General features: G+C 67.8%; 23 protein-coding genes and 1 pseudogene. 12 read left to right on the forward strand and 12 right to left on the reverse strand.

Translation table 11 applies throughout. From position 1 onward, the window contains the following. Window positions 1-36: 36 nt before the first annotated feature. Window positions 37-2637, forward strand: coding sequence for a DUF3772 domain-containing protein (locus RQI28_RS15310; RefSeq protein ID WP_311223527.1), 2601 nt, complete (start codon window positions 37-39; stop codon window positions 2635-2637). Between the two features lie 85 nt (window positions 2638-2722). Here RQI28_RS15310 and RQI28_RS15315 read toward each other — a convergent pair whose 3' ends face one another. Together RQI28_RS15315 and RQI28_RS15320 are read right to left on the reverse strand one after the other, a co-directional pair. Continuing rightward, window positions 2723-3688: a tripartite tricarboxylate transporter substrate binding protein gene (locus RQI28_RS15315; protein WP_311223528.1), complete on the reverse strand. Its 966-nt coding sequence runs from the start codon at window positions 3686-3688 to the stop codon at window positions 2723-2725. Between the two features lie 96 nt (window positions 3689-3784). Beyond that, window positions 3785-4686, reverse strand: a pseudogene (locus tag RQI28_RS15320) (MBL fold metallo-hydrolase). Window positions 4687-4775: 89 nt separating this feature from the next. Here RQI28_RS15320 and RQI28_RS15325 point away from each other — a divergent pair. From RQI28_RS15325 to RQI28_RS15335, 3 genes are read left to right on the forward strand one after another with little or no spacing between them, the layout of a single operon-like run. Further along, complete coding sequence (locus tag RQI28_RS15325) at window positions 4776-5099, forward strand: metalloregulator ArsR/SmtB family transcription factor (RefSeq protein ID WP_311223529.1); 324 nt, start codon at window positions 4776-4778, stop codon at window positions 5097-5099. Further along, window positions 5099-5533, forward strand: a complete 435-nt coding sequence (locus RQI28_RS15330) for a YeeE/YedE family protein (RefSeq protein ID WP_311223530.1) — start codon at window positions 5099-5101, stop codon at window positions 5531-5533. The genes RQI28_RS15325 and RQI28_RS15330 overlap by 1 nt, the downstream gene beginning before the upstream one ends. A 13-nt stretch (window positions 5534-5546) precedes the next feature. After that, complete coding sequence (locus RQI28_RS15335; RefSeq protein WP_311223531.1) at window positions 5547-5975, forward strand: YeeE/YedE family protein; 429 nt, start codon at window positions 5547-5549, stop codon at window positions 5973-5975. A gap of 63 nt (window positions 5976-6038) precedes the next feature. On the opposite strand, the gene RQI28_RS15340 is transcribed toward RQI28_RS15335, so the two are convergent. Further along, window positions 6039-6293, reverse strand: coding sequence for a hypothetical protein (locus RQI28_RS15340; RefSeq protein WP_311223532.1), 255 nt, complete (start codon window positions 6291-6293; stop codon window positions 6039-6041). A gap of 71 nt (window positions 6294-6364) precedes the next feature. Next, window positions 6365-6640: a hypothetical protein gene (locus RQI28_RS15345; RefSeq protein WP_311223533.1), complete on the reverse strand. Its 276-nt coding sequence runs from the start codon at window positions 6638-6640 to the stop codon at window positions 6365-6367. Between the two features lie 74 nt (window positions 6641-6714). On the opposite strand from RQI28_RS15345, the gene hemA reads away from it, so the two are divergent. From hemA to RQI28_RS15365, 4 genes are all read left to right on the forward strand, one after another. Further along, entirely contained in the window at window positions 6715-8025 is a 1311-nt protein-coding gene (gene hemA, locus RQI28_RS15350) for a glutamyl-tRNA reductase (protein ID WP_311223534.1), read from the forward strand. A 134-nt stretch (window positions 8026-8159) separates the two neighbouring features. Further along, complete coding sequence (gene prfA / locus RQI28_RS15355; protein ID WP_311223535.1) at window positions 8160-9239, forward strand: peptide chain release factor 1; 1080 nt, start codon at window positions 8160-8162, stop codon at window positions 9237-9239. Window positions 9240-9258: 19 nt separating this feature from the next. After that, a complete protein-coding gene (gene queF, locus RQI28_RS15360; protein ID WP_311223536.1) occupies window positions 9259-10116 on the forward strand; it encodes an NADPH-dependent 7-cyano-7-deazaguanine reductase QueF in 858 nt (285 codons plus the stop codon). A gap of 92 nt (window positions 10117-10208) precedes the next feature. Further along, the gene (locus tag RQI28_RS15365; RefSeq protein WP_311223537.1) at window positions 10209-10805 is read left to right on the forward strand and encodes a hypothetical protein; all 597 of its coding nucleotides are present in this window, start codon (window positions 10209-10211) and stop codon (window positions 10803-10805) included. 10 nt (window positions 10806-10815) lie between these two features. On the opposite strand, the gene dinB is transcribed toward RQI28_RS15365, so the two are convergent. The 4 genes from dinB to gcvA form a co-directional block, all read right to left on the reverse strand. Further along, window positions 10816-11991, reverse strand: a complete 1176-nt coding sequence (gene dinB, locus RQI28_RS15370) for a DNA polymerase IV (protein WP_311223613.1) — start codon at window positions 11989-11991, stop codon at window positions 10816-10818. Between the two features lie 235 nt (window positions 11992-12226). After that, window positions 12227-12748, reverse strand: coding sequence for a group 1 truncated hemoglobin (locus tag RQI28_RS15375; RefSeq protein ID WP_311223538.1), 522 nt, complete (start codon window positions 12746-12748; stop codon window positions 12227-12229). A gap of 2 nt (window positions 12749-12750) precedes the next feature. Next, the gene (locus tag RQI28_RS15380; protein WP_404976915.1) at window positions 12751-13707 is read right to left on the reverse strand and encodes a DUF3034 family protein; all 957 of its coding nucleotides are present in this window, start codon (window positions 13705-13707) and stop codon (window positions 12751-12753) included. 125 nt (window positions 13708-13832) lie between these two features. Continuing rightward, window positions 13833-14747: a transcriptional regulator GcvA gene (gene gcvA, locus RQI28_RS15385; protein ID WP_311223539.1), complete on the reverse strand. Its 915-nt coding sequence runs from the start codon at window positions 14745-14747 to the stop codon at window positions 13833-13835. A gap of 184 nt (window positions 14748-14931) precedes the next feature. Here gcvA and RQI28_RS15390 point away from each other — a divergent pair, with 184 nt between their 5' ends. Together RQI28_RS15390 and RQI28_RS15395 are read left to right on the forward strand one after the other, a co-directional pair. Further along, window positions 14932-15609 carry a cupin domain-containing protein gene (locus RQI28_RS15390; protein ID WP_311223540.1) on the forward strand — a complete coding sequence of 226 codons (678 nt, stop codon included), beginning with the start codon at window positions 14932-14934 and terminating at the stop codon, window positions 15607-15609. A 2-nt stretch (window positions 15610-15611) separates the two neighbouring features. Next, the gene (locus tag RQI28_RS15395; RefSeq protein ID WP_404976917.1) at window positions 15612-16796 is read left to right on the forward strand and encodes a flavin monoamine oxidase family protein; all 1185 of its coding nucleotides are present in this window, start codon (window positions 15612-15614) and stop codon (window positions 16794-16796) included. A gap of 140 nt (window positions 16797-16936) precedes the next feature. On the opposite strand, the gene RQI28_RS15400 is transcribed toward RQI28_RS15395, so the two are convergent. The 4 genes from RQI28_RS15400 to pbpC all read right to left on the reverse strand — a co-directional run bounded on the left by RQI28_RS15400 (window position 16937) and on the right by pbpC (window position 22542). Continuing rightward, window positions 16937-17875, reverse strand: a complete 939-nt coding sequence (locus RQI28_RS15400) for an EamA/RhaT family transporter (RefSeq protein WP_311223542.1) — start codon at window positions 17873-17875, stop codon at window positions 16937-16939. A gap of 161 nt (window positions 17876-18036) precedes the next feature. After that, window positions 18037-19197, reverse strand: a complete 1161-nt coding sequence (locus RQI28_RS15405) for an alpha-hydroxy acid oxidase (RefSeq protein ID WP_311223543.1) — start codon at window positions 19195-19197, stop codon at window positions 18037-18039. Between the two features lie 129 nt (window positions 19198-19326). After that, complete coding sequence (locus RQI28_RS15410) at window positions 19327-20190, reverse strand: DMT family transporter (protein WP_311223544.1); 864 nt, start codon at window positions 20188-20190, stop codon at window positions 19327-19329. Window positions 20191-20211: 21 nt separating this feature from the next. Beyond that, window positions 20212-22542, reverse strand: coding sequence for a penicillin-binding protein 1C (gene pbpC, locus RQI28_RS15415; RefSeq protein ID WP_311223545.1), 2331 nt, complete (start codon window positions 22540-22542; stop codon window positions 20212-20214). Between the two features lie 258 nt (window positions 22543-22800). Here pbpC and RQI28_RS15420 point away from each other — a divergent pair, with 258 nt between their 5' ends. Beyond that, window positions 22801-23346, forward strand: coding sequence for a TM2 domain-containing protein (locus RQI28_RS15420; RefSeq protein WP_311223546.1), 546 nt, complete (start codon window positions 22801-22803; stop codon window positions 23344-23346). A 12-nt stretch (window positions 23347-23358) separates the two neighbouring features. Continuing rightward, a complete protein-coding gene (locus RQI28_RS15425; protein ID WP_311223547.1) occupies window positions 23359-23703 on the forward strand; it encodes a hypothetical protein in 345 nt (114 codons plus the stop codon).

Raw genomic sequence — 23703 nt, forward strand, 5'->3', positions numbered from 1 at the left:
TAACCGCGCCGGCCGAAGGCCCAGCACAATCCGCGCATGATTTCGCTTCGTCCGCTTTCCATCGCATCAACCGCCCCCTCGCAGCCGCGCGGCACCGCTCCCTCGTTGTCATCCGCCAGCGCCGTCCTGCTGTGGCTGGTGGTGCTGGCCTGGCCCGGCGGCCATGCCTACGCCCAGGCACAGTCCCGCCCGGCCAGCCCACCCGCTGCGGCCGCCAGCAGCGCCGCGGCCGCACCGCAGTTGCCCGGCGTGGATGTGCTGCGCAAGCAGCTCGACGCCATTCCCCCGAAGCTGCCCGAAGATGATGACGGCCGCAAGCTGCTGACCGAGGTCAACGCCATCGGCTCGGCGGCAGAGCAGGTGGCCAGCCGCCGCGCCGAAGAGCTGGCCGACATCGATTCGCGCCTCTCTGGCCTAGGCCCCGCGCCGGAAAAAGGCGCACCGGCCGATGCCCCTGACGTGGCTGAGCAGCGGGCCGGCCTGGCCAAGCAGCGCGGCGCTGTCGATGCCGACCTGAAGCTGGCGCGCCTGATCATGGTGGACGCCGAACAGCGCGGCGCAGACCTCATCCGCCAGCGCCGCGAGCAGTTCCAGGCCGCGCTCACCACCCGCATCGACTCTCCGCTGGGCGGCACCTACTGGCGCAACCTGCGCAATTCGCTGCCGGGCGATGCGGCGCGGCTGCGGTCGCTGGCGGACGAGCTGCGCGCCGCCGTCAGCACCGCCCTGCAGTCCGAGCGGCGGGCGGCGTTTCTGAGCGGGCTGGTCGGTGCGCTGCTGCTGGCCATTGCGGGCACCTGGATCGCCGAGCGCGTGCTGCTGCGCGTGGTGCCGGCCAAGCTGCCGGGCGGGCGGCTGCGCCGGTCGCTGCTGGCCGCCGCATCGGTGGTGGTGCACGCCCTGCTGATCGGCCTGGCCGCGCAGTGGGCCTGGAGCGCGCTCGAATCCGGCGCCGTCTTCAGCGACCGGCTACAGGCCCTGGCGCAGTCCAGCGTGCAGATGGCAACCTTTGCCGCCGTGGTGATCGCGCTGGGCCACGCGCTGCTCTCGCGCAAGCGCAGCTCATGGCGGCTGACCGGCATTTCGGACACGCTGGCGACGCAGCTCAGCCCGTACCCGTGGTGGATCGGCATCGTCGCCGCCACCAGCGGGCTGGTCACCAACATCAACAGCATCGTCGGCGCCAGCCTGTCTGCGGAAGTGTCGGTTCACGTCGTGTCCGCGCTGCTGGTGTCTGCCTTCGTGGCGATGGCGCTGCGCCATCTGCGCGCGCCTTCGGCCGCCGCAAGCGCGCACGCGGCCGACTCTGGCGACAAGTCATCAGAGGCAGCCTCAACCGACGCGACTGGCGCCGCAGCCCCGCGCTCGGTCTGGCTCGGCCTGCTGGTGGCCTGCGCCACGCTGGCGACGGTGGCCACGGTCATTCTGGTGGCCACCGGTTATGTGGCGCTGGCCGGCACGGTGGCGCGGCAGATGGTCTGGACGGCGGTGGTGTTCGCCGTGACCTACCTGGCCTTTCAGGTGGTGGACGACGTGTCGGAAGCGCTGCTGTCGTCCAAGGGCGGCTTCGGCGGCCGGCTGCACAAGGTCATGGGCGTGGACGCCAAGCTGCTAGACCAGGCCGCCGTGCTGGTGTCGGGCGTGCTGCGCGTGGCGCTGTTCTTCTACATGCTGATTGCGCTGATGGCGCCCTTCGGCACCGGCCCGGACGAAGTCTTCCGGCGCGGCACCAATGCCGACCACAGCCTGAAGGTGGGCGAATTCACCATGGCGCCCCAGGCGCTGCTGACGGCGCTGGCCGTGGTGTTCGCGGGCTTCTTGATGATTCGCGTGGTCAAGCGCTGGCTGAGCGATAAGTACTTTCCCAGCACGTCGCTGGAGCCGGGCATGCGCAGCTCCATCGTCACGCTGCTGGGCTATGTGGGCGGCGTCATCGTCGTGGCCGTGGCGCTGGCGGGCTTGGGCATCAGCGTGGAGCGCATCGCCTGGGTGGCCAGCGCGCTGTCGGTGGGGATCGGCTTCGGGCTGCAGGCCATCGTGCAGAACTTCATCTCGGGCCTGATCCTGCTGGCCGAGCGGCCGGTGAAGGTGGGCGACTGGGTGGTGCTGGGCACCACCGAAGGCGACGTGCGCCGTGTGAACGTGCGTGCCACCGAGATCCAGCTGGGCGACCGTTCCACCGTGATCGTGCCCAACTCGGAATTCATCACCAAGACCGTGCGCAACATGACGCTGGCCGGCGCGCCGGGCCGCGTGCTGCTGCGCCTGCCCGCGCCGCTGGACGTGGATGCCAAGCGCATGCGCGACCTGATCCTGGACGCCTTCACCGCGCACGAAGGCATTCTGGACAACCCCGAGCCCATCGTGCAGCTGGAAGACATCGTCAGCGGCACGCTCACCTTCCTGGCCATCGGCTACGTGAGCAACCCGCGCAACGCGGGAGGGGTCAAGAGCGACCTGTTGTTCTCGATCCTCGAATCGCTGCGCAGTGCCGGCCTGGCGCTGTCACCACCGGCATCGACCAGCGTGGCGCCCTACTCGCCATCAGCGTCGGCGGCAGACGCCGCGCCCGCCCTGCCCACGGTGGCAGTGCCCCAGCCGCAAGGCGCGGTGGGCGGGGCGACGAATGCTACATAGTTGATAGCTACCAGCGCTTGATGGATAAGCGCTAGAGGCCTAAAAGGCTTGAAGATATCGATCTAGCGATCCTGCGATCCTGCGATCAGTCCAGCTTGGCGCCCGACTGCTTCACCGCCGTCGCCCAGCGCGGCATCTCGGCAGCCAGAAAGCTGGCGAATGCGTCAGCCCCCAGGAAGGCCGGGTCGGCGCCTTGGGACACCATGCGGTCCCGCACCTCGGGCAGTTGCATCACCTGGCCGAAGGCATCGCTCAGCTTGGCCACCACCTCCTTGGGCGTGCCGGCCGGCGCCAGAAAACCGTAGAAGCCCACCACCTCGAAGTTCTTCAGCCCGCTTTCGATGACCGTGGGCACTTCGGGCAGCGCCGGGTTGCGCTGGCGGCTGGTGACGGCCAGTGCGCGCACCTTGCCCTGCTTGTGATAGCTGGCCGCCTGCGGAATGCTCTCGGCCATGAACTGCACCTGCCCGCCCATCAGGTCGGTAAACGCCGGCGCGCTGCCGCGGTAAGGGATGTGCACCATGAAGAGGCCGGTCGCGGTCTTGAACATCTCCGGCACCAGGTGGCTGATGCCACCATTGCCGGCCGAGCCGAAGTTGACCTTGCCCGGCCGCTCCTTCGCGTAGACGATGAATTCCTGCAGCGTTTTCACCGGCAATGCGGGGTTGACCAGCAGCGCCAGCGGCTGCATGGCCGTGCGCGCGATGGGTGTGAAGTCCTTTAGCGTCGAATACGGCAAGCGGCTGTAGAGCGCCGGGTTGATCACCATCACGCCCGTGTTCGCCAGCATCAGCGTGTGGCCGTCGGGCGGTGCCTTCATCACATCCTGCGCGCCCACCGTGCCGCCCGCGCCGGACTTGTAATCCACCACCACCGGCTGGCCCAGCACGGCCTGCAGCTTGTCGGTCAGCAGCCGCGCGTGCTGGTCGAGCGGCCCGCCCGGCGGAAAGCCCACGACGATGCGGATGGGTTTGGAAGGAAAGCCCTGGGCCAGCGCGGCCACGGACAGGCAGGTCAGGGCCGCGGCGGCCAGCCAATTGCGCAGGTGCATGCGAAGTCTCCGGTTTGTTCTTGTGGATGAGGGCGCAAGCTTAGGGCGCGCCGGCATTCCTGGGCACGAGGCCTTACCCGCAAAAACCACCGCGACTCAGGCGCCCTGCGGGGCCTCGGGGTTGTTGCGCACCGGCAGCGCATTCACCGGAATCTTCAGGTATGCAATGCCGTTGTCTTCACTGGGCGGCAACTGCCCGCCCCGCACGTTCACCTGGATGGACGGCAGGATCAGCGTGGCACCTCCAGGGTCTCGTCGAGTGCGTTGCGCATGGCGACGAAGTCGTCTTCGGCAATGCCGTCGCGCACATGGATGTTGAGGGCCCGCTGCGTGGCCAAGTCGGTCTGCCATTGGGGGCGCGCCACTCCGGAGTGATAGTCGGGGCACACGTACACGGTGGTTTCCGGCGGCAGGCTCAGCAGCCAGCGCATCGACGCATAGAGCTGCCGGGCATCACCGCCTGGAAAGTCCGCCCGGGCGCTGCCCAGGTCGGGCATGAACAGCGTGTCGCCCACGAACACGGCGCCATCGACCAGATAGGCCATGTCGGCGGGGGTGTGCCCGGGCACCCACCAGGCGGTGGCCGGCGCCTCGCCGATGTGGAAGATCTCGCCGTCCTTGAAAAGGTGGTCGAACTGGCTGCCGTCGGGCAGAAAGCTGCGCTCCAGGTTGTAGAGCTTCTTGAACGTGGCCTGCACGGTGCGGATGTGCTGGCTGATGGCGATACGGCCGCCCACCTGCGCCTGCACATGGCCCGCGCCCGACAGGTGGTCCGCATGCGCATGGGTTTCCAAAATCCAGTCCACCTGCAATCCTTGTGCAATCACATAGGCCACCAGTCGATCGGCCGATGGCGTGCTGGTGTGGCCCGACTTGAAATCGTAGTCGAGCACCGGGTCCACGATGGCAGCGCGCGCGGTGGCGTGGTCCCAGACGACGTAGCTGACCGTCTAGGTCGCGGGGTCGAAAAAGCCTTGGATGGTGGTACGGGTGGGCATGGGTCAAATCCGTTTGTGCTGCTATCTCTATTGATCTACATTATATTTAAATATATATTGTATATATTGCAACTGTTTCCCCGAAAGTCATGACGCACCCGGCCACCAGCATCGACCCCCAAGCGCTGCGCAGCGCTGCCAGCCAGGCCGTCGGCACGCTGAAAGTGCTGGCCAATGAAGACCGGCTGCTGCTGCTGTGCCAGCTTTCGCAAGGCGAGATGTGCGTGAGCGAGCTGGAGCAGGCGCTGGGCATTCAGCAGCCCACGCTGTCGCAGCAACTGGCTGTTCTGCGCAACGAAGGCGTGGTGCAGACGCGCCGCGAAGGCAAGAACATCTTCTACAGCGTGGCCGATGCGGCCCTGCTGGAAATCCTCGCACTGCTCTACCGGCTCTACTGCCCCAAGGACGCCTGATGACCATCGACTGGAGCCATTTCACCCCCGTCACCGCCCTGCTGGGCGGTGCGCTCATAGGCACTGCGGCGGGCCTGCTGGCCCTGCTTAATGGCCGCATCGCCGGTATCAGCGGGTTGGTTGGCGGACTGCTGCGGCCCGCCCAAGGCGACAGCGCCTGGCGCCTGTCCTTCGTGCTGGGCCTGGTCGGCGCGCCCCTGGTGCACCTGCTGTTCGCTGCGCTGCCCGCCGTACAGATCGACGCCAGCTGGGGAGCCCTGGTGCTGGCGGGCCTGCTCGTCGGCATGGGCGCGCGCTACGGCGCGGGGTGCACCAGCGGCCACGGCGTCTGCGGGCTGTCGCGCCTGTCGGGGCGCTCGCTGGTGGCAACGGTCACCTTCATGGGTGCGGGCTTTGCCACGGTGTTCGTGCTGCGCCATCTGCTCGGCTTGTGAAAAGGGCTTCTCCATGATCGTCTTTGCGTCGTTGCTCGCAGGTCTCGTCTTCGGCCTGGGCCTCATCGTGTCGGGCATGGCCAATCCGGCCAAGGTGCTCGGCTTCCTCGACCTGGCCGGTGGCTGGGATCCTTCTCTGGCTTTCGTGATGGCCGGCGCCATCGCCGTCGGCATGCCCGCCTTCGCTTTGGCAAGGCGCCGCGCAGTGTCCCTGCTCGGCGCCCCCATGCAGTTGCCCTCCGCACGTCACATCGACCGCCGCCTGGTGCTGGGCAGCCTGGCCTTCGGCATGGGTTGGGGCATCGCCGGGTTCTGCCCCGGTCCGGCCCTTGTGGCACTGGGCATGAGCGAGGCCAAGGCGCTGGTCTTCGTGGCCGCCATGCTGGCAGGCATGGGCGTGTTCGAGTGGCTGGAGCGCCGCAGGGCAAGCGCTGGAGCGTAGCGCGGGGTTGGCGATCAGCGCCGGCTCAAGAAAACGCGGTAGCCACGCGCCCTGGCCTCCTGCTTACTTGATGCGTTTGAGTACGGTGCCAGGCTTGACGCGTTTGCCCATGGGCAGAACCGTGATGACGGTGGAGCTGCCGTCGCGCTTGCGGTCCACCATCTGGCTGTTGCACGCCTTCACCGTGACGGCGCCGGTGTGCTTCAGCGTGGCCCAATAGGCGTCATGTCCCGCTTTGGCAGCAAGTTCAGGGATGCGCCGTTCGGCAATCTGCATCCCTCGTTCGGTGAGCGTGTTTCGTCTGGAAATGTTGGACATGACGTATCCATCAAGCGTAGTGCCACCAGTCTGACAGCGGCGCCCGGCAGGCATTTGCCGCGTCTGGGGAATCACCGCCATCCCCGCAACAACACCCACTGCGCCGTCGCACACGCCACCACCAGCCCCGCATAAGTCAGCATCTTCCCGTCTCGCCCCAGGCCCGCCAGGCCGAAGGCCAAGATGGCGCAGCCCACACCAGCCACTACAGCCCACTGCAGCCACAGGCCGCGCGCGGCCGAGCGTTTGCGCATCAGCAGCCGGCAGCCAATGACGAGCAGCAATGCCACCGCCAAGGCCGGCGCGAAAAAATTCAACAGATGGTTGATGGCGGACAAAGGGCCCATGGATATGACGTAGATCAAGGCTTTCGACCAAGCGGGCTGCCCGGGCGGAGCTACAAATTTTATAATGCGTCCTTATGGCAGTCTGGGCCCTCGGCATCAACCACACGACCGCGCCGCTCGATCTGCGCGGTCGTTTTGCGTTCGCGCTCGATCAGATCGCGCCCACGCTGCACGGGCTGCGCCAGTCGCTGGGCAGTTCAGGGGCCCACCCCCAGGTAGAAACGGCCATCATCTCCACCTGCAACCGCACCGAAATCTACTGCGCCGGCAACGAACCCGCCATGGACCACACGCTGGGCTGGCTGGCGCAAAGCGGCGGCGTCAGCCCGGCGCTGCTGCGCTCGCACTCGTACACGCTGGAAGACGGTCTGGTCGCGCGCCACGCCTTTCGCGTGGCCAGCGGGCTCGACTCGATGGTGCTGGGCGAGGCGCAGATCCTGGGCCAGATGAAAGACGCCGTGCGTGCGGCGGAAACGGCCGGCGCGCTGGGCTCCACGCTCAACCAGTTGTTCCAGCGCAGCTTTGCGGTGGCAAAAGAAGTGCGCACCAGCACCGAGATCGGCGCGCACAGCATCAGCATGGCGGCCGCCGCCGTGCGCCTGGCCAGCCAGCTGTTTGAAGACCTCTCCGACATCAAGGTGCTGTTCGTGGGCGCGGGCGAGATGATCGAGCTGTGCGCCACGCACTTCGCGGCCAAAAGCCCCAAAGCCATCGCGATTGCCAACCGCACGCTGGAGCGCGGCGAAAAGCTCGCCACCCGTTTTGGCGGCGAAGTGATGCGCCTGGCCGACCTGCCCGATCGCCTGCACGAGTTCGACGCCGTCGTCAGCTGCACCGCCAGCAGCCTGCCCATCATCGGCCTGGGCGCCGTGGAGCGCGCTTTGAAGAAGCGCCGCCACCGCCCCATGTTCATGGTCGACTTGGCCGTGCCGCGCGACATCGAGCCCGAGGTGAAGGCGCTGGGCGACATCTACCTGTACACCGTGGACGACCTGGCCACCGTGGTGCAGACGGCGCAGGCCAACCGCCAGGCCGCCGTGGCGCAGGCCGAGGCCATCATCGACGCCGGGGTGCAGAGCTTCATGCACTGGATGGAGCTGCGCAGCCCCGTGCAAGGCAGCGCCGGCGCAGTGGTGCCGCTGATCCAGCAGTTGAACGCCCAGACCGACGCATGGCGCGCGCTGGAAATCGCCCGTGCCAAGAAACTGCTGGCCAAGGGCGAAGACCTGGACGCTGTGCTGGAAGCCCTCTCGCGCGGGCTGACCCAGAAGATGCTGCACGGCACCATGGCCGAGCTGCGTGCGGGCGATGCCGACACGCGGGCGCAGACGGCGCAGACCGTCTCGCGCCTCTTCCTGCGCTCGCAGACCAAGAGCAGCCTGTAGCGGCGATCTTTCGCCGACGTTCTGGCGCGCCGCCCCGTACGCCAGAAATTCAAGCCTTTTTGGCCCCTAGCGCTTGATACGCAAGCGCTACCAGCTACAAAAATAGTAGCAAATCCCTTTTTTCCGCCCCCCCGATGAAACCCTTTCTCAGAAGCCAGCTGGAGCGCTATGCCCAGCGCCTCGAAGAGCTCGACTTTCTGCTCTCGCGCGAAGACATCATGAGCGACATGGCGCAGTACCGCACCATCTCGCGCGAGCATGCCGAGGTGACGCAGATCGCTGGCCGCTACACCCGCTACCGCCAGCGCGAGGCCGATCTGGCCGGCGCGCGCGAGATGCTGGCCGACCCGGACATGGCCGAGATGGCGCAGGAAGAAGTCACCACCGCCGAGGCCGAACTGGTGCAGCTCGAAGACGACCTGCAGCGCCTGCTGCTGCCCAAAGACCCCGACGACGCGCGCAATGCGTTCATGGAAATTCGCGCCGGCACGGGCGGCGACGAGTCGGCCCTGTTCGCGGGCGACCTGGCGCGCATGTACACGCGCTACGCCACCACGCAGGGCTGGAAGGTGGAGATCTTGAGCGCCAACGAGAACGAGATCGGCGGCTACAAGGAAGTGGTGCTGCGCGTGGAAGCCGACGGCGCCTACGGCGCGCTGCGCTTCGAATCGGGCGGCCATCGCGTGCAGCGCGTGCCCGCCACCGAAACGCAGGGCCGCATCCACACCAGCGCCTGCACCGTCGCCGTGATGCCCGAACCCGACGAGCAGCAGGCCATCACCCTGAACCCGGCCGACTTGCGCATCGACACCTTCCGCGCCAGCGGCGCGGGCGGCCAGCACATCAACAAAACCGACTCGGCCGTGCGCGTGGTCCACCTGCCCACGGGCATCGTGGCCGAATGCCAGGACGGACGCAGCCAGCACAGCAATAAAGCCAAGGCGCTGCAGGTGCTGCAGGCGCGCATTCAAGAAAAAGAGCGCAGCGAACGCGCCGCCAAGGAGGCCGCGCTGCGCAAGGGCCTGATCGGCTCGGGCGACCGCAGCGACCGCATTCGCACCTACAACTTTCCGCAGGGGCGCCTGACGGATCACCGCATCAACCTCACGCTCTACAAACTGCTGGCGGTGATGGAGGGCGACCTGGGCGACGTGCTGCAGGCCCTGGCCCATGCACGCGAAGCCGAATTGCTGGAAGAGCTGGAACGCGCCTGAAGCCAAGGACCCAAGCACCATGAACAACACCCCCGACCAATCGCAACTGGGCAAAGCCTCGGCCTATGTCGATCAGTACGACGCCTCGCTGCTCTTTCCCATTCCGCGCGCGCCCAAGCGGGCCGAAATCGGCCTGGACGGCACGCAAACGCCCTTCTTCGGCGCCGACCTGTGGACCGCCTTCGAGCTGTCGTGGCTGAACGCGCGCGGCAAGCCGCAGGTGGCGCTGGCGCACATCACCGTGCCGTGCGAAACGCCGAACATCATTGAAAGCAAGTCGTTCAAGCTGTACCTGAACAGCTTCAACAACACGCGCTTTGCCGAAGCGGCCGAGGTGCAGGCCCGCCTGCGCGCCGACCTGAGCGAAGCGGCCTGGCGCGGCGCAGCCAGCGGCTCCACCATCGGCGTGAAGCTGCTGCAGCCCGAGACTTTCGAGCGCGAACGAGTGCAGGAGCTCGAAGGCCTGCTGCTGGACCGGCTGGACGTGGAATGCACCCACTACACGCCCGCGCCCGAGCTGCTGACGTTGACGGCCACCCAAGGCGAAGCGCCCGTCACCGAGTCGCTGGTGAGCCACCTGCTCAAAAGCAACTGCCTGGTCACCGGCCAGCCCGACTGGGGCAGCGTGCAGATCCGCTACACCGGCGCGCAGATCGACCAGGCCGGCTTGCTGCAGTACCTGGTGAGCTTTCGCAATCACAACGAGTTTCACGAGCAATGCGTGGAACGCATCTTCATGGACGTGTGGCAGCGCTGCCGGCCCCTCAAGCTGAGCGTGTATGCGCGCTACACGCGCCGGGGCGGGCTGGACATCAACCCGCTGCGCACCAGCCACCCGCAGGCGCTGCCGGCGAACGTGCGCACGGCGCGGCAGTAGCCGCCAGCGCGGCGCTTGACCCCCGCTGCGGCGCGTTAGTCTTCGGGGCGCCCTGCTCCCAGGCCTGACATGAAGCACAAGGAGGAAACAAGATGACCGCTTTCAAACTGCTGGGTGGATGCGCGCTGCTGCTCGGCTCGCATTTCGCGGCCGCTCAGGCACCCGTGGCTCCAGCATGCACCGGCAAGCAGACCATCGAGATCGCGGGCCCCTACAGCGCCAACGCCACGGTGCGCTGGAACGAGGAGAAGATTCCGGACCAGTACGTGCTCGACCTGCGGATGCTGACCCAGTCCGACGCGCCGGGTATCGCCAGCCTGGTGGACACCTACGGCTTCCCGCAGCGCGAGAAGATCGTGCGCTACCAGTCCGGTGACGGGAGCCGGGCCGACGCGGTCTACACCACCGAACTCGGAGAGGTGATGGTTTCGATCACCCATCTCCAGCGCACTGGCGCACGCGCCTGCGCGCCTGCCGAATCCATCACCCTGACCGTGAACGGGCGGCCCGCCAGCCTGCTTTATGCGCGCAGCGAAGACGATCCCCGGCGATGCATGTGGAAGCTCCAGGTCCTCGACCTTCCCGCCGGCCCGATGTACTCGTTCTACTACCCATTGCAGTGCAAGAAAGTGGCCGACAAGGCGCAGGCCGAACGCTTTGTTCGGGTCATGAAGTCGCTGCTGCCCTGAACACCCCCGGCTAGAACAGCACGGCATTGGTGCCGACGCCGCCAGCAGCCGGCGCCGTGCTCTCGGCCGCCCGTGCCGCCTCCTCCGGCAGCAGATTGCCCACGCGCACGCCCAGCAGGCGCAGCTTGCGGTCCAGCGGCACGCGCTTCAAACACAGGCCCGCCGCGCGGCGAATGTCCGCCGCGTCCTGCGTGTAGGCCTCGATGGTCTGGTCGCGCGTGGCGATCTTGAAGTCGTCGAAGCGCAGCTTGATGCCGATAGTCTTGCCCAGGTAGCCTTTGCGGCGCAGGTCCTCGGCCACGCGCACGCACAGGTCGGTGAAGATGCGGCCCAGCTCGGCACGGTCGCGCACGGCGTGCAGGTCGCGGTCGAACGTCGTTTCGCGGCTCATCGACACGGGCTCGCTTTCGGTCACCACCGGGCGGTCGTCGCGGCCCCAGGCGGTTTCGTGCAGCCAGGCGCCGGTCGATCGGCCGAAGTGCTGCACCAGCCAGTCGCGCGGGCGCTCGGCCAGCTGGCCGATGGTCTCGATGCCGTGAGACAGCAGTTTCGCTTCGGCCTTGGGGCCCACGCCGTTGATCTTGCGGCAGGCCAGCGGCCAGATGGTGGTCTGCAGATCGGCCTCGTGCACCACCGAAATGCCGTTGGGCTTGTTGAATTCGCTCGCCATCTTGGCGATGAGCTTGTTGGGCGCCACGCCCACCGAACAGGTCAGGCCCGTGTCGTCGTGGATGCTTTTCTGAATGAGCCGCGCCAACACACGCCCGCCCTGGCGCTGGCCGCCGGGCACGTGGGTGAAATCGATGTAGACCTCGTCCACGCCCCGGTCTTCCATCAGCGGTGCGATGGACAGAATGATCTCTTTGAAGCGCCGAGAAAAGCGCCGGTACTCGGCAAAGTCCACCGGCAGCAGCAGGGCCTGGGGGCAAAGCCGCGCCGCCTTCATCATGCCCATGGCCGAGCCCACGCCGAACTGCCGCGCCGGATACGTGGCGGTGGTGATCACGCCGCGCCCCACGTAGTCGCCCAGGCGCGGAAAGGCCGCCACCGGCACCGCCGCGCGGTCGCCGCCGTATTCGGCCAGCATGGCGTCGTGCGATTCGCGCCCGCCGCCGCCGATCACCACCGGCAGGCCCTTGAGTTGCGGGTAGCGCAACAGCTCGACCGAGGCATAGAACGCGTCCATGTCCAGATGGGCGATGCGGCGCGGCGGGGCGCTGGCGGGGGTGCTGTGGGGAGCGTCGTCGGTGGCGGTGGGGGGCGCTGCGGTCACCCTGCCATTGTGCTTTCGCGGCCGGCAGCGCGCTGGCACGGGCGTGGAAAACCGGGCAAAGCGCTTGGCCGGGCAGACTTGAAGCCTTTTCGGCCTCTAGCGCCCTACCTATAAGCGCATGCAGCTATCAACTCAATAGCAACGCGATTCATCGCACCGTGATGATGTCCCGGTGCATGGGCGCCAGCAGCGCCAGCAGGCGGTTCTGCTGGGTGAATGGAATGTTGCGCGCATCCATGGCCTGCTGCAGCAGCTCGACCAGCGCGTTGAAGTGCGACTTGTCGATCTTCATGTGGGCGTGGGCCGACTTCATGTCCACGCCGTCGTATTCGCACGGCCCGCCGGCCAGCAGGCAGATCTGCGCCGTCAGGCTGTCTTTCAGCGCCTGCGGCTTGGTCTGCTTGAACGATTCCTGAAAGATGGCGCCGATGCGCGGGTCTTTCACGGCGCGCTCGACCAGATCGTCCATCAGCCGCGCGATGCCTTCCTTTTCGCCCAGCGCCTGGTAGAGCCCTGCCGGTGCCGGGCCGCGCACGCCGGCGGCGATGGGGCCGCCCGGAATGGGCAGGGTCGGCGCCGCAGCGGGTGGCGAAGTCTGCGCGAGCGCGGCGGCAGATGCGGTCAGCAAGGCGGCGGCAAGAGAAGAAGAAAGAGATGAAGAAAACTTCATGATCAGAACCCCGCCTGTGCAGACACATACCAGCCGGTCTGGCGCTTGTTGCGTGTGATGCCCGGCACGATGCGGCCCAGGTCCACATAGGCCAGCGTGAGCGACAGGTTCTTGTTGGGCGCCCAGGCCACGAAGACGTCCTTCCAGTCGTCTTCCTGCAGCCCGTTGCCCAGGCCCGCCGCCTCGCCCAGCGCGCGCAGGTTGTCGGGCTTGAAGCGGTATTCGGCGCCAATCGCCAGGTCGCGCCGCAGCAGGTAGGCGACCGAGATTTCAGGCTGAAGGCTGTAGCCGTCCTTGCCCGGCCCTGCCGAGCCGAAACCCAGCAGGCCGTTCTGGTTGGCACGCGTGTAGCGTAGCGTGCCGGTGAGCAGCAGGCCCTTGTCCAGCAGCAGCTTGCTGGCGCTGATGTAGACGTCGGTGCCGCTGCGGTCGGTGCCCAGAAAGTCGAGCACGTTGCCCAGCGAACCGGCGTGCAGCCGCTTGTGTTCCACGCCCACGGCGATCTGCGGAATGAGGGTATGCGCTTCCAGAATGGCATCGCCCAGCAGCTTGACCTTGACGCCGATGATGTCCATCTTCAGGTGCGCGCCCGGCTCCACGCCGAAGGGAGCGATGCCGTTGAGCGCCACTGCCGGGCCGGCGTCGAAGTCTTGCCGCGCCACGGAGATTTCGACCCGGTCGTGCACGCCGACCGCAACGCCGTAGCTTTTCAGCGCGTAGTCGAGCGTGCCCACGCGCGTGACGTGCGCCGTCATGCCCACCTCGCCTTCGGTGGCCTGGGTGCCGATGATGGCCCAGGGCACGATGCCGCCGCCCGCCGCGCCGCTGACGGTGCTGACGCCGCCGGTCAAAAGCAGCTTGCCTGTCTCAGCATGGGCGGTGGGCGTGGTGAAAACGACCAGCGGGGCGCAAAGCGCCAGTGCCGCCAGAACGGACATCGTTGAGGAAGAAGCGTACATGGGCGGCCCTTGCAAATTGAAGCCCGTAGAAACAGGTGCCCGGGCGCCTTGTTTCAAGGAGTTACTGTAATTTACGGCAAAACAGCAGGCCCATTTCGGAATTCCGGAAAGTGCCCGCGGCCCGATCACTCTCGCCTGGCCTCGTCCAGCAGCCAGGCCCGAAAGGCCGCTTGCCGAGGCAAAAGAGCACAGTCGCTCCGATAGACCACGTAGTACGCCAGCACCGAGGGCACGCTGATCGAAGGAAATAACCGAGTCAGACGCCCGCTGGCCAGGTCGTCGCGCGCCATGACGCTGCGGGCCAGTGCGACGCCGTGGCCGTCGATGGCGGCCTGCAAAACCGCGGCGGAATTGTTGATCTGCAGGCCCCGCGTGGTGGCGACCTGAGTGACGCCGGCAGCCTGCAACCAGCTGCCCCACGTAGGAAAGCCGGTGTGGCCATCCATCGACAGGTCATGAATCAAGATCTGCTGCTCCAGATCGGCGGGCCGCTGCAGGCGGTGCAGCGGGTGCAGCAGCCGGGGCGAACACACGGGGTAGACCTCTTCGTCCAGCAATTTTTCGGCCACCAGGCCGGGCCATTGCCCTGTGCCGTAACGCACGCCGATATCGATCCGTTGGGCCACGAAATCCACTGGCTTGAGGTGGGTGTCCAACCGCAGGTCGGTGTCAGGCCAGTCGCTTTGAAAACGCTCGATGCGCGGCAGCAGCCACTTGGCGGCAAAGGCCGGGCTGACCGCCACGGTCAGCAAGCCGCTGCCCGCACCTTCCCGCAACCGTTCGAGACCGAGTGCCAATTTGTCCAGCCCCTGCCGGATGTCGGGCAACGCGCGCTCGGTGGCCTCGGTCGGAATGAGCCGTGCCCGCCCGCTGGTGCTGCGCACGAACAGCGGCGTGCCCAGCCCTTCTTCGAGCGTGCGCACCAGTTGGCCCACGGCCGCCGGCGTAACGTTCAGCTCGCCCGCCGCGGCGGAAAAGCTTTGGTGACGCGCGCTGGCCTCCAACGCCCGCAGTGCATTCAAATGAACCGGCAGCTTCATGGTTGCAAACTTTTTCTTTCAGTGCAGAACACTTTATATGGTTTGTACAAACGACTCGATGGGCGAAGAATCGGTATCGGCTGCGTTGGCACACTGTGAAGGCTGCGGCCATGCCAGGGTGCCCACCGCAGCGCGACAAGCGCCTGCACTGCCTTCATACCCGCCCACAACTATCTACAAAAACATGCTGATCAACGCCGATTTCTCTCGCCGCGCCGTCGTGGCCGCTCACGAATACAACTGGGTGGCCTCACCCCAGAACGGGGTCGAGCGGGTGATGCTGGATCGCGTGGGCGCGGAACAAGCCCGGGCGACGAGCATCGTGCGCTACGCCCCTGACTCGTCCTTCCCACTCCACCTACACCCCGCAGGCGAAGAAATTCTTGTGCTGCAAGGCACCTTCTCGGCCGACGGGCACCACTTTCCGGCCGGCTGGTATTTGCGCAATCCCCCCGGTTCCAGCCACCAGCCCTCCAGCGGCGAAGGCGCCGTCATCTTCGTCAAACTGCAACAGATGGCGGCGCAGGAGCAGGCGGAAGTGCGCATCGACACCCGTGAACCGGCCGCCTGGCACCACGAAGGCGGGCGTGCGTTCTGCCCGCTGTTTTCCGGCGATGCCGAACAGGTCGGCCTGCAGCAGCTCGCGGCGCACGCCAGCGTGCTGCGGCCCGAATCGGTGCCAGGCGCCGAGCTGCTGGTGGTGGCCGGCGACCTGGTGGCGGACGACGGCCAGGCGTATGCGACGGGTAGCTGGATGCGCCTGCCCGCAGGCGATGGCCTGCGCCTGCTGGCGGGGGCGCACGGCGCCACCGTGTATCTCAAGACCGGCCACCTGGGCCACGCCGTTTCTTCGGTGGCATGAGCTTGAAAACCGCACGCATCGCCATCGTCGGCGCAGGTTTGAGCGGCTTGTATGCCGCCTGGTCGCTGGAGCGCATGGGCCTGCGGGACTATGTGCTGCTGGAAGCGCGCGACACGCTGGGTGGCCGCATCGTTTCGGCCTCTTCTCCCGTACTTTCCCCCGCTCCCGCGCCGGAACACAGCGTGGCGGCCATGCCGGCTGCGAGCATGCTCGGCCGGTTCGACCTGGGGCCGACATGGTTCTGGCCCGAATACCAGCCAGAACTGGATCAGCTCGTCCATTCTTTGGGGCTGGAGCGCTTCGCGCAATTTGAAGACGGCGACGTCGTGCTGGAGCGATCGGCGCACGAGCCGCCGCAGCGACTGCGCAGCCCCGTCCAGTCGCCCACGTCGATGCGGCTGGTGGGCGGCATGGGCGCGCTGGTCGATGCCCTGCGCCGTGGGCTGGAACCGGCGCGCATTCACACCGGCCAGATCGTGCGCCGTTTGCGCAGCACGGCCACGCAGGTCGAACTGGACAGCGACAACGTGGCTGGGCAGACCACCACCTGGGCCGCCCGGCATGTGCTGCTGGCGCTGCCGCCGCGCTTGGCCAAACACACCATCGCCTTCGATCCGCCCTTGCCGCCGGCGCTGGCAGCGCAGTGGCGTGCAACGGCCACCTGGATGGCGCCGCAGGCCAAATACATCGCGCTCTACGACACGCCGTTCTGGCGCGAGCAGGGCCTGTCGGGCGCAGGCCGCAGCGCCCGCGGGCCGATGGCCGAAATCCACGACGCATCCATGCCGGGCGCAAGCGGCGCGCTGTTCGGCTTTCTAGGCGTGCCAGCCCAGGTGCGCAAAGGTGTGGCCGATGATGAGCTGCGCAGGAACTGCCGCGCGCAGCTGGTGCGCCTGTTCGGGCCGCAGGCGGCCAGCCCGCGCTGGGATGTCATCAAGGACTGGGCGCTGGACCCGTACACGGCCACCGCCGCCGATCTGGAATCGGCAGCGGGCCACCATGCGCCAGCGCCCGCCACGGCGGCAGCCGCAGGGCCGTGGCGCAACCGTCTCACCGGCATCGCCAGCGAATGGTCACCTCAGTTTCCCGGCTATCTGGCCGGTGCCATTGAGGCTGCGGGCCAGGGCGTGCGGGCGGCTGCAGCAGCGAGCGCACAGGGCGCGGACCGGGTCTCCGGGACGACCTGAAGCAGCCTGGCGAACGCGTGAGGCACGCATGGCGCGTACGTGTGACGCACCGCACTTTGGCAAAGCTGCGCCCGCCACGGCACCCACCGCCGTGCGCGACGACTGCGCTACCAGTTCGCCACCATTGCACTACCAGCGCGCTACCACTGCGAACAAATGCCCACCAGCCCCGCAAGCACCAGCACCAGGCCCGCGGTCTCGGTGCGCGAGAGGCTTTCGCGAAACACCCGGCGCGACACCGCGTAGCTGAACAGCACCTCCACCAGCCCCAGCGTGCGCACGTCGGCCACCGGCCGCATCGCGTAGGCGGTGAACCAGGCAATCGATGCCAGTGCCCCCATCGACCCGGCCACCATCGACAGCTTCCAGGCCCGGCCGATGGCCCGCGCCACGCCCGGCTGGCGCGCCAGCAGCCAGCCGCCCAGCAGCACGGTCTGCAGCAGCTGCGCCCACAGCACGCCCCAGCCGCCGGCCACCCAGGGCGCCACACCGTCGCCGAGCGCCAGCGATGCACCGCGAAACCCCACGCTGGCGGCAGCAAAGCACGCGCCGGAGGCCAGGCCGTAAGCCACCAGCCGCCCCTGCCCCGGTGTGCCGCCGGACAGCAGCAGGCGCACGCCCCCACTCGGCACCGACAGCAGCACCACGCCGCAAGTGGCAGCCGCCATGGCCGCCAGCGCCACCGCGCCGGGCAATTCGTTCAGCAGCACGGCGGAAAACAGCGCCACCTGCAGCACCTCGGTCTTGGAATACGCCACGGCCAGGATGAAGTTGCGTTCCTTCATCGCCAGCAGCACGAAGGCCGTCGCCGCCACCTGCATGACCGCGCCCATGGCCAGCCAGGCGGCGTAGGTGGGCGTGAACACGGGCACCAGGCCAGGCCGGTCGCCCAGCACGCAAGTGCCCAGCACCCAGGCCGCCGCCAGCGGCAGGCCGTACAAAAAGCGCACCAGCGTGGCGGCCAGCGTGCCCAGGTCGCTGATCAGCGTGCGCTGGGCGGCGTTGCGCACGGTCTGGGCGAACGCGGCCCAGAGGGTGATGGGAATCCAGATCCAGGCGAGCAGCGGCAATGACGACATGCGGCGAGCGTAGCGCGACGGCCGGCATACGCCGCGCTGGCGGGCACGCTTTTGGGCACGGCTGGCCCAGGCAAAGGCGATGCCTGGGGCATGCCGAATCAGATGCTATTAATTCAATAGCTATCAGCGCTTGCTGGACAAGCGCTGCACGCCGTTTTCACTCAAACCGGGTACGTGCCGGGAATGAGAATGGCCTTGTCCACGTTCTGAATGCGGGTGTGGCCGCAGAAGGCCATGGTCACGTCCAGCTCCTTGTGAATGAGCTGCAGCGCGCGGGTCACGCCGGCTTCGCCGTACGCGCCCAGGCCGTACACCATGGCGCGGCCAATCATCGTGCCGCGCGCGCCCAGCGCCCATGCCTTGATCACGTCCTGCCCGGACCGGATGCCGCCGTCCATCCACACCTCGGTCTGCGTGCCCACAGCGGCGACGATGGCCGGCAGCGCAGCGATGGCCGAGGGCGCGCCGTCGAGCTGGCGACCGCCATGGTTGCTGACCACGATGGCGTCGGCACCGGCGGCCACGGCCAGCTGGGCATCTTCCGCGTCCATGATGCCCTTGAGGATGAGCTTGCCGCCCCACTGCTCCTTGACCCAGGCCACGTCGGCCCACGACAGACTGGGGTCGAACTGCTCGTTGGTCCAGGCCGAGAGCGAGCGCATGTCCGACACGCCCTTCACGTGCCCCACGAGGTTGCGGAAGGTGCGGCGCTGCGTGCCGGCCATGCCCAGGCACCATTGCGGCTTGGTCATCAGGTTCAGGATGTTGGCCAGCGTGGGCCGGGGCGGCGCGGTCAGGCCATTCTTGATGTCCTTGTGGCGCTGGCCGATCACCTGCAGATCGAGCGTAAGCACCAGCGCGCTGCACCGGGCGGCCCGGGCGCGCTGGATCATGCGGGCCATGGCGTCGCGGTCGCGCATCATGTAGAGCTGGAACCAGAACGGCGCGGTGGTGTTCTCGGCCACGTCTTCGATGGAGCAGATGCTCATGGTCGAGAGCGTGAACGGAATGCCGAATTTTTCGGCCGCGCGGGCGGCGTGGATCTCGCCGTCGGCATGCTGCATGCCCGTGAGGCCCACGGGCGCGATGGCCACCGGCATGCTGGCCGTCTGGCCGGCCATCGTGCACGCGGTGCTGCGCCCTTCCATGTTCACCGCCACGCGCTGGCGCAGCTTGATGGGCTGGAAGTCGCCTGCATTGGCGCGGTAGGTGCCTTCGGTCCACGAGCCCGAGTCGGCGTAGTCGTAGAACATGCGCGGCACGCGGCGCTCGGCGATGACGCGCAGGTCTTCGATGGTGGTGATCTTGGAGAGATTGGGCACTGCGGGCGCACTCCGAAAAGCGTTGGATGGAAGGGCAATCCGTCCATCGTAGCCCCGGGCACCGCACCGGCGCGTGAAGGCTTTTGCCGGTCGTTTGAAATTTCTGCAGCGCCGCCGTTCGGCGCCCGCTCAGCCGATTCGGCGCGCCAGCGCCACGCCCGCCATCGCCATCGCAAAGCCCAGCAGCTGCCAGAACGACAACGTCTCGCCAAAGATGACCCACGCCTGCAGCGCCGACAGCGGCGGCACGGCCAGCAGCAGCGCGGACGTGCGCGTGGCCTCGCCGCGCCGCATGAGCCAGATCAGCAAGCTGGCGCCGCCGATGGACAGCACCAGCACGGCATACAGCAGATAGCCCCACAGCATGGGTGAGTGGTCCCAGCGCGGCTCGCCGAAGACCGCCGCCATCGCGGCCAGCACCAGAACGGCGCCCACGTTCTGCACGGCGCTGGCGCTGCGCAGACCGCCCGTGGCCCAGGGCGACTTCTGCACCATCGAGCCCACCGTAAGCGCCAGAATGCTGCCCGCGCCCACCAGCACCACGGGCAACGACAGACTGGCCGCGTCAGTGCTCTGCAGGCGTGGCAGCAGCACCAGCGTCACGCCGCCAAATCCCAGCGCCAGGCCCCACCAGGTCACGCGCGGCAGGTGCTTGTGCAGCACCGCCACCGCGATCAGCGCCGTGAACAAGGGCTGCAGCGAGCCGATGAGCGCCATCACGCCGGCCGGCAGCCCCTGCGACATGGCCCACCAACTGGGCCCCACGTAGAGCCCGTTCATCAGCGCGCCAGCGACCAGGTGCAGCCCGATGCGCCGCGCGCCCTGCGGCCACGCCACCCGCGCCCATAGCGCCGCCGCAGTGAAGGCCGCCGCCACCAAAACGAAGCGCGCCGCCAGGAACCAGAACGGGTCGGCATGCGCGGAGACGCCGCGCCCCACCAGAAAGCCCGTGGACCAGATCAGAACGAACAAAAGGGGCGCGGCGGCATGCATGGCGGGCATTGTCAGCGCGGATCAGCGCGAGTCGGCACGCAGGCCAGCGCCGCGCACCTCGATGGCCAACTGGTCCAGCACCTGGCCGCGGGCGTCGATCAGCTCTACCCGGTGCCTGCCGGGCCAGGGCAGCCAGCCCCACTGCGCGCCCTGGCCCAGCACCTTGCCGTCGATGCGCCAGCGCAGCGGCCCAGCGTCGGCTGCGTCGTCGGTGGCGGCAAAGCGCAGGCGCTGGCGGTCGGGCGGAATGTCCGGGTCCAGCGCGACGATGGTGCCCGGTGCGGGCTGGGCAATGCGCGGGCGCGGGGCGTCGGCCACATCGCCGGGCGCCACAGCGTTTTTTAAGCCTTTTGGGCCTGTAGCGCTTGATGGATAAGCGCGATCAGCTATTGAATTAATAGCGAACTGGGTTTGCTGCGTGCCCTCCAGGAACCACTCGCTGCGCGCGCTTTCCAGCGGCGTGGCAGCGCCCGCTTCTTGCGGGCCGTAACGCACCGCCGTGTGCACCAGCCCGGCGGGCGGGCGCGGCGCGCGGCTGGGCGTGGCGCGGTGCAGCCAGCCCATCACCTCGGCCCAGATGGGCGCGGCCCCGCTGGTGCCGCTCACGTCGTGCATGGGCGCGCCGCTGGCGTTGCCCACCCACACGCCAACCGTGTAGCGCTCGGACCAGCCGATCGCCCAGTTGTCGCGCATGTCCTTGCTGGTGCCGGTTTTCACGGCCGACCAGAAGCGCGTGGCCAGTACGCTGTCGGTGCCGAAGGTGCGCGCGCGGGCGTTGGAATCCGAGAGGATGTCGCCCACGATGAAGGCGGCGCGCGCATCCAGCGCCTGGGGCTGTTTGGGCACGGGCTCGGGTGCCGCCGCTTTCGGTGCAGGCGGTGGCGGCGGCTGCAGCCGCACGTCGCTGGCACGGCCGCCCTGCGCCAGCGCGCGGAAGGCGTTGGTCAGCTGCAGCAGCGGCACCTCGGCACTGCCCAGCGCCAGGCTGTAGCCGTAGTAGCCGCCCGATTCACGCAGCGGCAGCCCCAGCGCACGCAGCTGGGCAAAGAAGGCGTCGGGCGAGACCATGACCAGCGTGCGCACGGCCGGCACGTTCAGCGATGCGGCCAGCGCCGTGCGCACCGACACCCAGCCCTTGAAGCGCCGGTCGTAGTTCTGCGGAATGTAGAGGCCGCTGGCGGTGGGAATGTGCGCGGGCGAATCCTCCACCAGCGAGGCGGCCGTCAGGCGCCGTTCGGCGATCGCCTGCGCATAGAGAAAGGGCTTGAGCGTGGAGCCCGGCTGGCGCAGTGCCAGCACGCCATCGACCTCGCCCGCGCGGCTGAGCAGCCCGGACGAGCCGACCCAGGCGAGCACGTCGCCGCTGGCGTTGTCCAGCACCACCACGGCGCCGTCTTCCACGTTGCGCCCGCGCAGCTCGCGCAGGTGCTGGTCGAGCGATTGCAGCGCCACGCGCTGCAGCGGGGCGCTGAGGGTGCTGGGCAGGCGCAGCGGGGGCTGTGCGCTACCGTTATCGACGCCGCTGCCATTGCCGTTGCCGGCCACCTCGCGCAGTACCTGCCGCGCGAAGTGCGGCGCAATGCCCTCGGTGGCGTCGAAAGCGCGGCGCTGCAACGCGGCGGTGGTGAACAGGTCGAGCGCATCGCAGTCCACGGCGGCTGCCTTGCCCTGCCCGCGCGGGCGATCCATCTCACGCAGCACACCGCAGGCGCGCTGGGCCACCAGGGCCGGCCGCGCATTGGGCGCCCGCACCAGCGCGGCGGCGACGGCGGCTTCACGTGCATCCAGCCCGTGCGGCGCCTTGCCGAAGAGCGTGCGCGAGAGCGCGTCAATGCCGACGATCTCGCCCCGAAACGGCACCAGGTTCAGGTACGCCTCCAGGATCTGGTCCTTGCGCCAGCGCCGGTCCAGCACCTGCGCGGCCACCGTCTGGCCGAGCTTTTGCGTCACGCTGCGCCCGCCGGGGCCTTGGCGCCAATCACCGTCCAGCAGGCCCGCCAGTTGCATGGTGAGCGTGCTGGCACCGCGCGTGCGCTGGTTCCACAGGTTGCCCCAGGCGGCGGCGGACACGGCACTCCAGTCCACGCCGCTGTGTTCGTAAAACCGCTTGTCCTCGCTCAGCACCAGCGCCGTGCGCAGCGCGGGCGACACATCGGCCAGCGCCACCCACTGGCCGCGCCGCACGGTGGCGTCGGTGCGCACACGCTGCAGCACCTCGCCTTCGCGCGACAGCACCAGAGTGTCGGACGGGCGGTAGTCGGCGCGCACCTCGGCGGGTGTGGGCAGGGCCCAGGCAGCGGGCGCGCAGACCGCCAGTGCCAGCGCGGCGGCCGGTATGCGCATACGCGGCATGAAGGGAAAAAGAAGAGAAACCACGCCGGTTTGTAGCAGACGCCGGAGGGTACAGCGCACGGCAGCGCGCAACGGCCAACCTCTGTGGTCGCAGTTCAACCCAACGCCGCCACGCACCGACACACCCTGTCGCACCGGCTTTCTACAGTCGCTCTCGCAGTGGCGCCAAGCAGCATCAACCATCAAAAAAATGAGCTGCTTGCGCTGACTGAAGCAGGTCATCGGATCAAAAAAATCACGCACCAAAAAGGACACAGCATGAGAGGACAGATTCTTGTTTTCAACGAACAAAAGGAAGCCGGCGCCATCGTTACCGAAGACGGGCGACGCTTGATCTTTCACATCAACGACTGGCAGGACGTGGTGCCGCCGGACCGTGGCATGGCCGTGAGCTTCATGCTCGATGAAGAAGGCCGTGCGCGCCAGGTGCAGTTGACTCTGCCCGACCCCACGCCCTCCGCCGCAACAGCGACACCCACGCCGCCATCCGCCCCGCCGCTGGCGCTGCGACCTAAGCGCAAGCCAGTGATCACCTTGTTCGCCTTGTTCCTGGGTTTCTTCGGCGCACACCGCTTCTACATGGGCGCCTGGGGCTGGGGGCTGGTGCAACTGCTGGGCGCGCCCATCGTCATCGGCATCTTGTTCGCGCTGCTGCCACCGCTGGGCGGACTGCTGTACTTCGCCGCAATTGTGTTCGTCTGGACCGAAGCCATCCGCTATATCTGGATGACCGATGCCGAGTTCGACGCCAAGGTGCGTGCCTACCAAGCCGCAAGGCCCGGGCCCTTCGCCTTCTTTTGGTAAGCCGGGGACACCATGCACTACAACGTCATTCCTACCCGGCCCCATTCGGGGCTGGGCATCGCGTCCTTGGTCATCAGCGTGACGGCTGGCGCTGCGCTGGCCGTTCTTCTCGGCATTGCAAGCGTCATCGAATCCCAGCCCGGCGGCATGGATGAGGAATCTGCCGGAGCCGTCGTGCTGGGTCTGTTTCTGGCGTTGACTGCCGTGGTCCAGGCCCTGGCACTCGGGCTGGGAATCGCCGCCCTGGTGCAGGCAGAGCGCAGCGAGCTCTTCGGCGTGTTGGGCACCGTTTTCGCCTCGTCAGGGCTTATCGCCACCGTGCTGATCTTCCTGCTCGGCGCACTTCTGGAAAGCTGA

Source organism: Acidovorax sp. WCS2018Noco2-16 (assembly GCF_031843945.1).
GTDB lineage: Bacteria > Pseudomonadota > Gammaproteobacteria > Burkholderiales > Burkholderiaceae_C > Paracidovorax.

What these genes read in the sequence shown, in the direction of transcription:
- RQI28_RS15310 (WP_311223527.1), top strand. Translation starts at nt 37, where the DNA reads ATGATTTCGCTTCGTCCGCTTTCCATCGCATCAACCGCCCCCTCGCAG.
- RQI28_RS15315 (WP_311223528.1), bottom strand. Translation starts at nt 3,688, where the DNA reads ATGCACCTGCGCAATTGGCTGGCCGCCGCGGCCCTGACCTGCCTGTCC.
- RQI28_RS15325 (WP_311223529.1), top strand. Translation starts at nt 4,776, where the DNA reads ATGACGCACCCGGCCACCAGCATCGACCCCCAAGCGCTGCGCAGCGCT.
- RQI28_RS15330 (WP_311223530.1), top strand. Translation starts at nt 5,099, where the DNA reads ATGACCATCGACTGGAGCCATTTCACCCCCGTCACCGCCCTGCTGGGC.
- RQI28_RS15335 (WP_311223531.1), top strand. Translation starts at nt 5,547, where the DNA reads ATGATCGTCTTTGCGTCGTTGCTCGCAGGTCTCGTCTTCGGCCTGGGC.
- RQI28_RS15340 (WP_311223532.1), bottom strand. Translation starts at nt 6,293, where the DNA reads ATGTCCAACATTTCCAGACGAAACACGCTCACCGAACGAGGGATGCAG.
- RQI28_RS15345 (WP_311223533.1), bottom strand. Translation starts at nt 6,640, where the DNA reads ATGGGCCCTTTGTCCGCCATCAACCATCTGTTGAATTTTTTCGCGCCG.
- hemA (WP_311223534.1), top strand. Translation starts at nt 6,715, where the DNA reads ATGGCAGTCTGGGCCCTCGGCATCAACCACACGACCGCGCCGCTCGAT.
- prfA (WP_311223535.1), top strand. Translation starts at nt 8,160, where the DNA reads ATGAAACCCTTTCTCAGAAGCCAGCTGGAGCGCTATGCCCAGCGCCTC.
- queF (WP_311223536.1), top strand. Translation starts at nt 9,259, where the DNA reads ATGAACAACACCCCCGACCAATCGCAACTGGGCAAAGCCTCGGCCTAT.
- RQI28_RS15365 (WP_311223537.1), top strand. Translation starts at nt 10,209, where the DNA reads ATGACCGCTTTCAAACTGCTGGGTGGATGCGCGCTGCTGCTCGGCTCG.
- dinB (WP_311223613.1), bottom strand. Translation starts at nt 11,991, where the DNA reads ATGGACGCGTTCTATGCCTCGGTCGAGCTGTTGCGCTACCCGCAACTC.
- RQI28_RS15375 (WP_311223538.1), bottom strand. Translation starts at nt 12,748, where the DNA reads ATGAAGTTTTCTTCATCTCTTTCTTCTTCTCTTGCCGCCGCCTTGCTG.
- RQI28_RS15380 (WP_404976915.1), bottom strand. Translation starts at nt 13,707, where the DNA reads ATGTACGCTTCTTCCTCAACGATGTCCGTTCTGGCGGCACTGGCGCTT.
- gcvA (WP_311223539.1), bottom strand. Translation starts at nt 14,747, where the DNA reads ATGAAGCTGCCGGTTCATTTGAATGCACTGCGGGCGTTGGAGGCCAGC.
- RQI28_RS15390 (WP_311223540.1), top strand. Translation starts at nt 14,932, where the DNA reads ATGCTGATCAACGCCGATTTCTCTCGCCGCGCCGTCGTGGCCGCTCAC.
- RQI28_RS15400 (WP_311223542.1), bottom strand. Translation starts at nt 17,875, where the DNA reads ATGTCGTCATTGCCGCTGCTCGCCTGGATCTGGATTCCCATCACCCTC.
- RQI28_RS15410 (WP_311223544.1), bottom strand. Translation starts at nt 20,190, where the DNA reads ATGCATGCCGCCGCGCCCCTTTTGTTCGTTCTGATCTGGTCCACGGGC.
- pbpC (WP_311223545.1), bottom strand. Translation starts at nt 22,542, where the DNA reads ATGCCGCGTATGCGCATACCGGCCGCCGCGCTGGCACTGGCGGTCTGC.
- RQI28_RS15420 (WP_311223546.1), top strand. Translation starts at nt 22,801, where the DNA reads ATGAGAGGACAGATTCTTGTTTTCAACGAACAAAAGGAAGCCGGCGCC.
- RQI28_RS15425 (WP_311223547.1), top strand. Translation starts at nt 23,359, where the DNA reads ATGCACTACAACGTCATTCCTACCCGGCCCCATTCGGGGCTGGGCATC.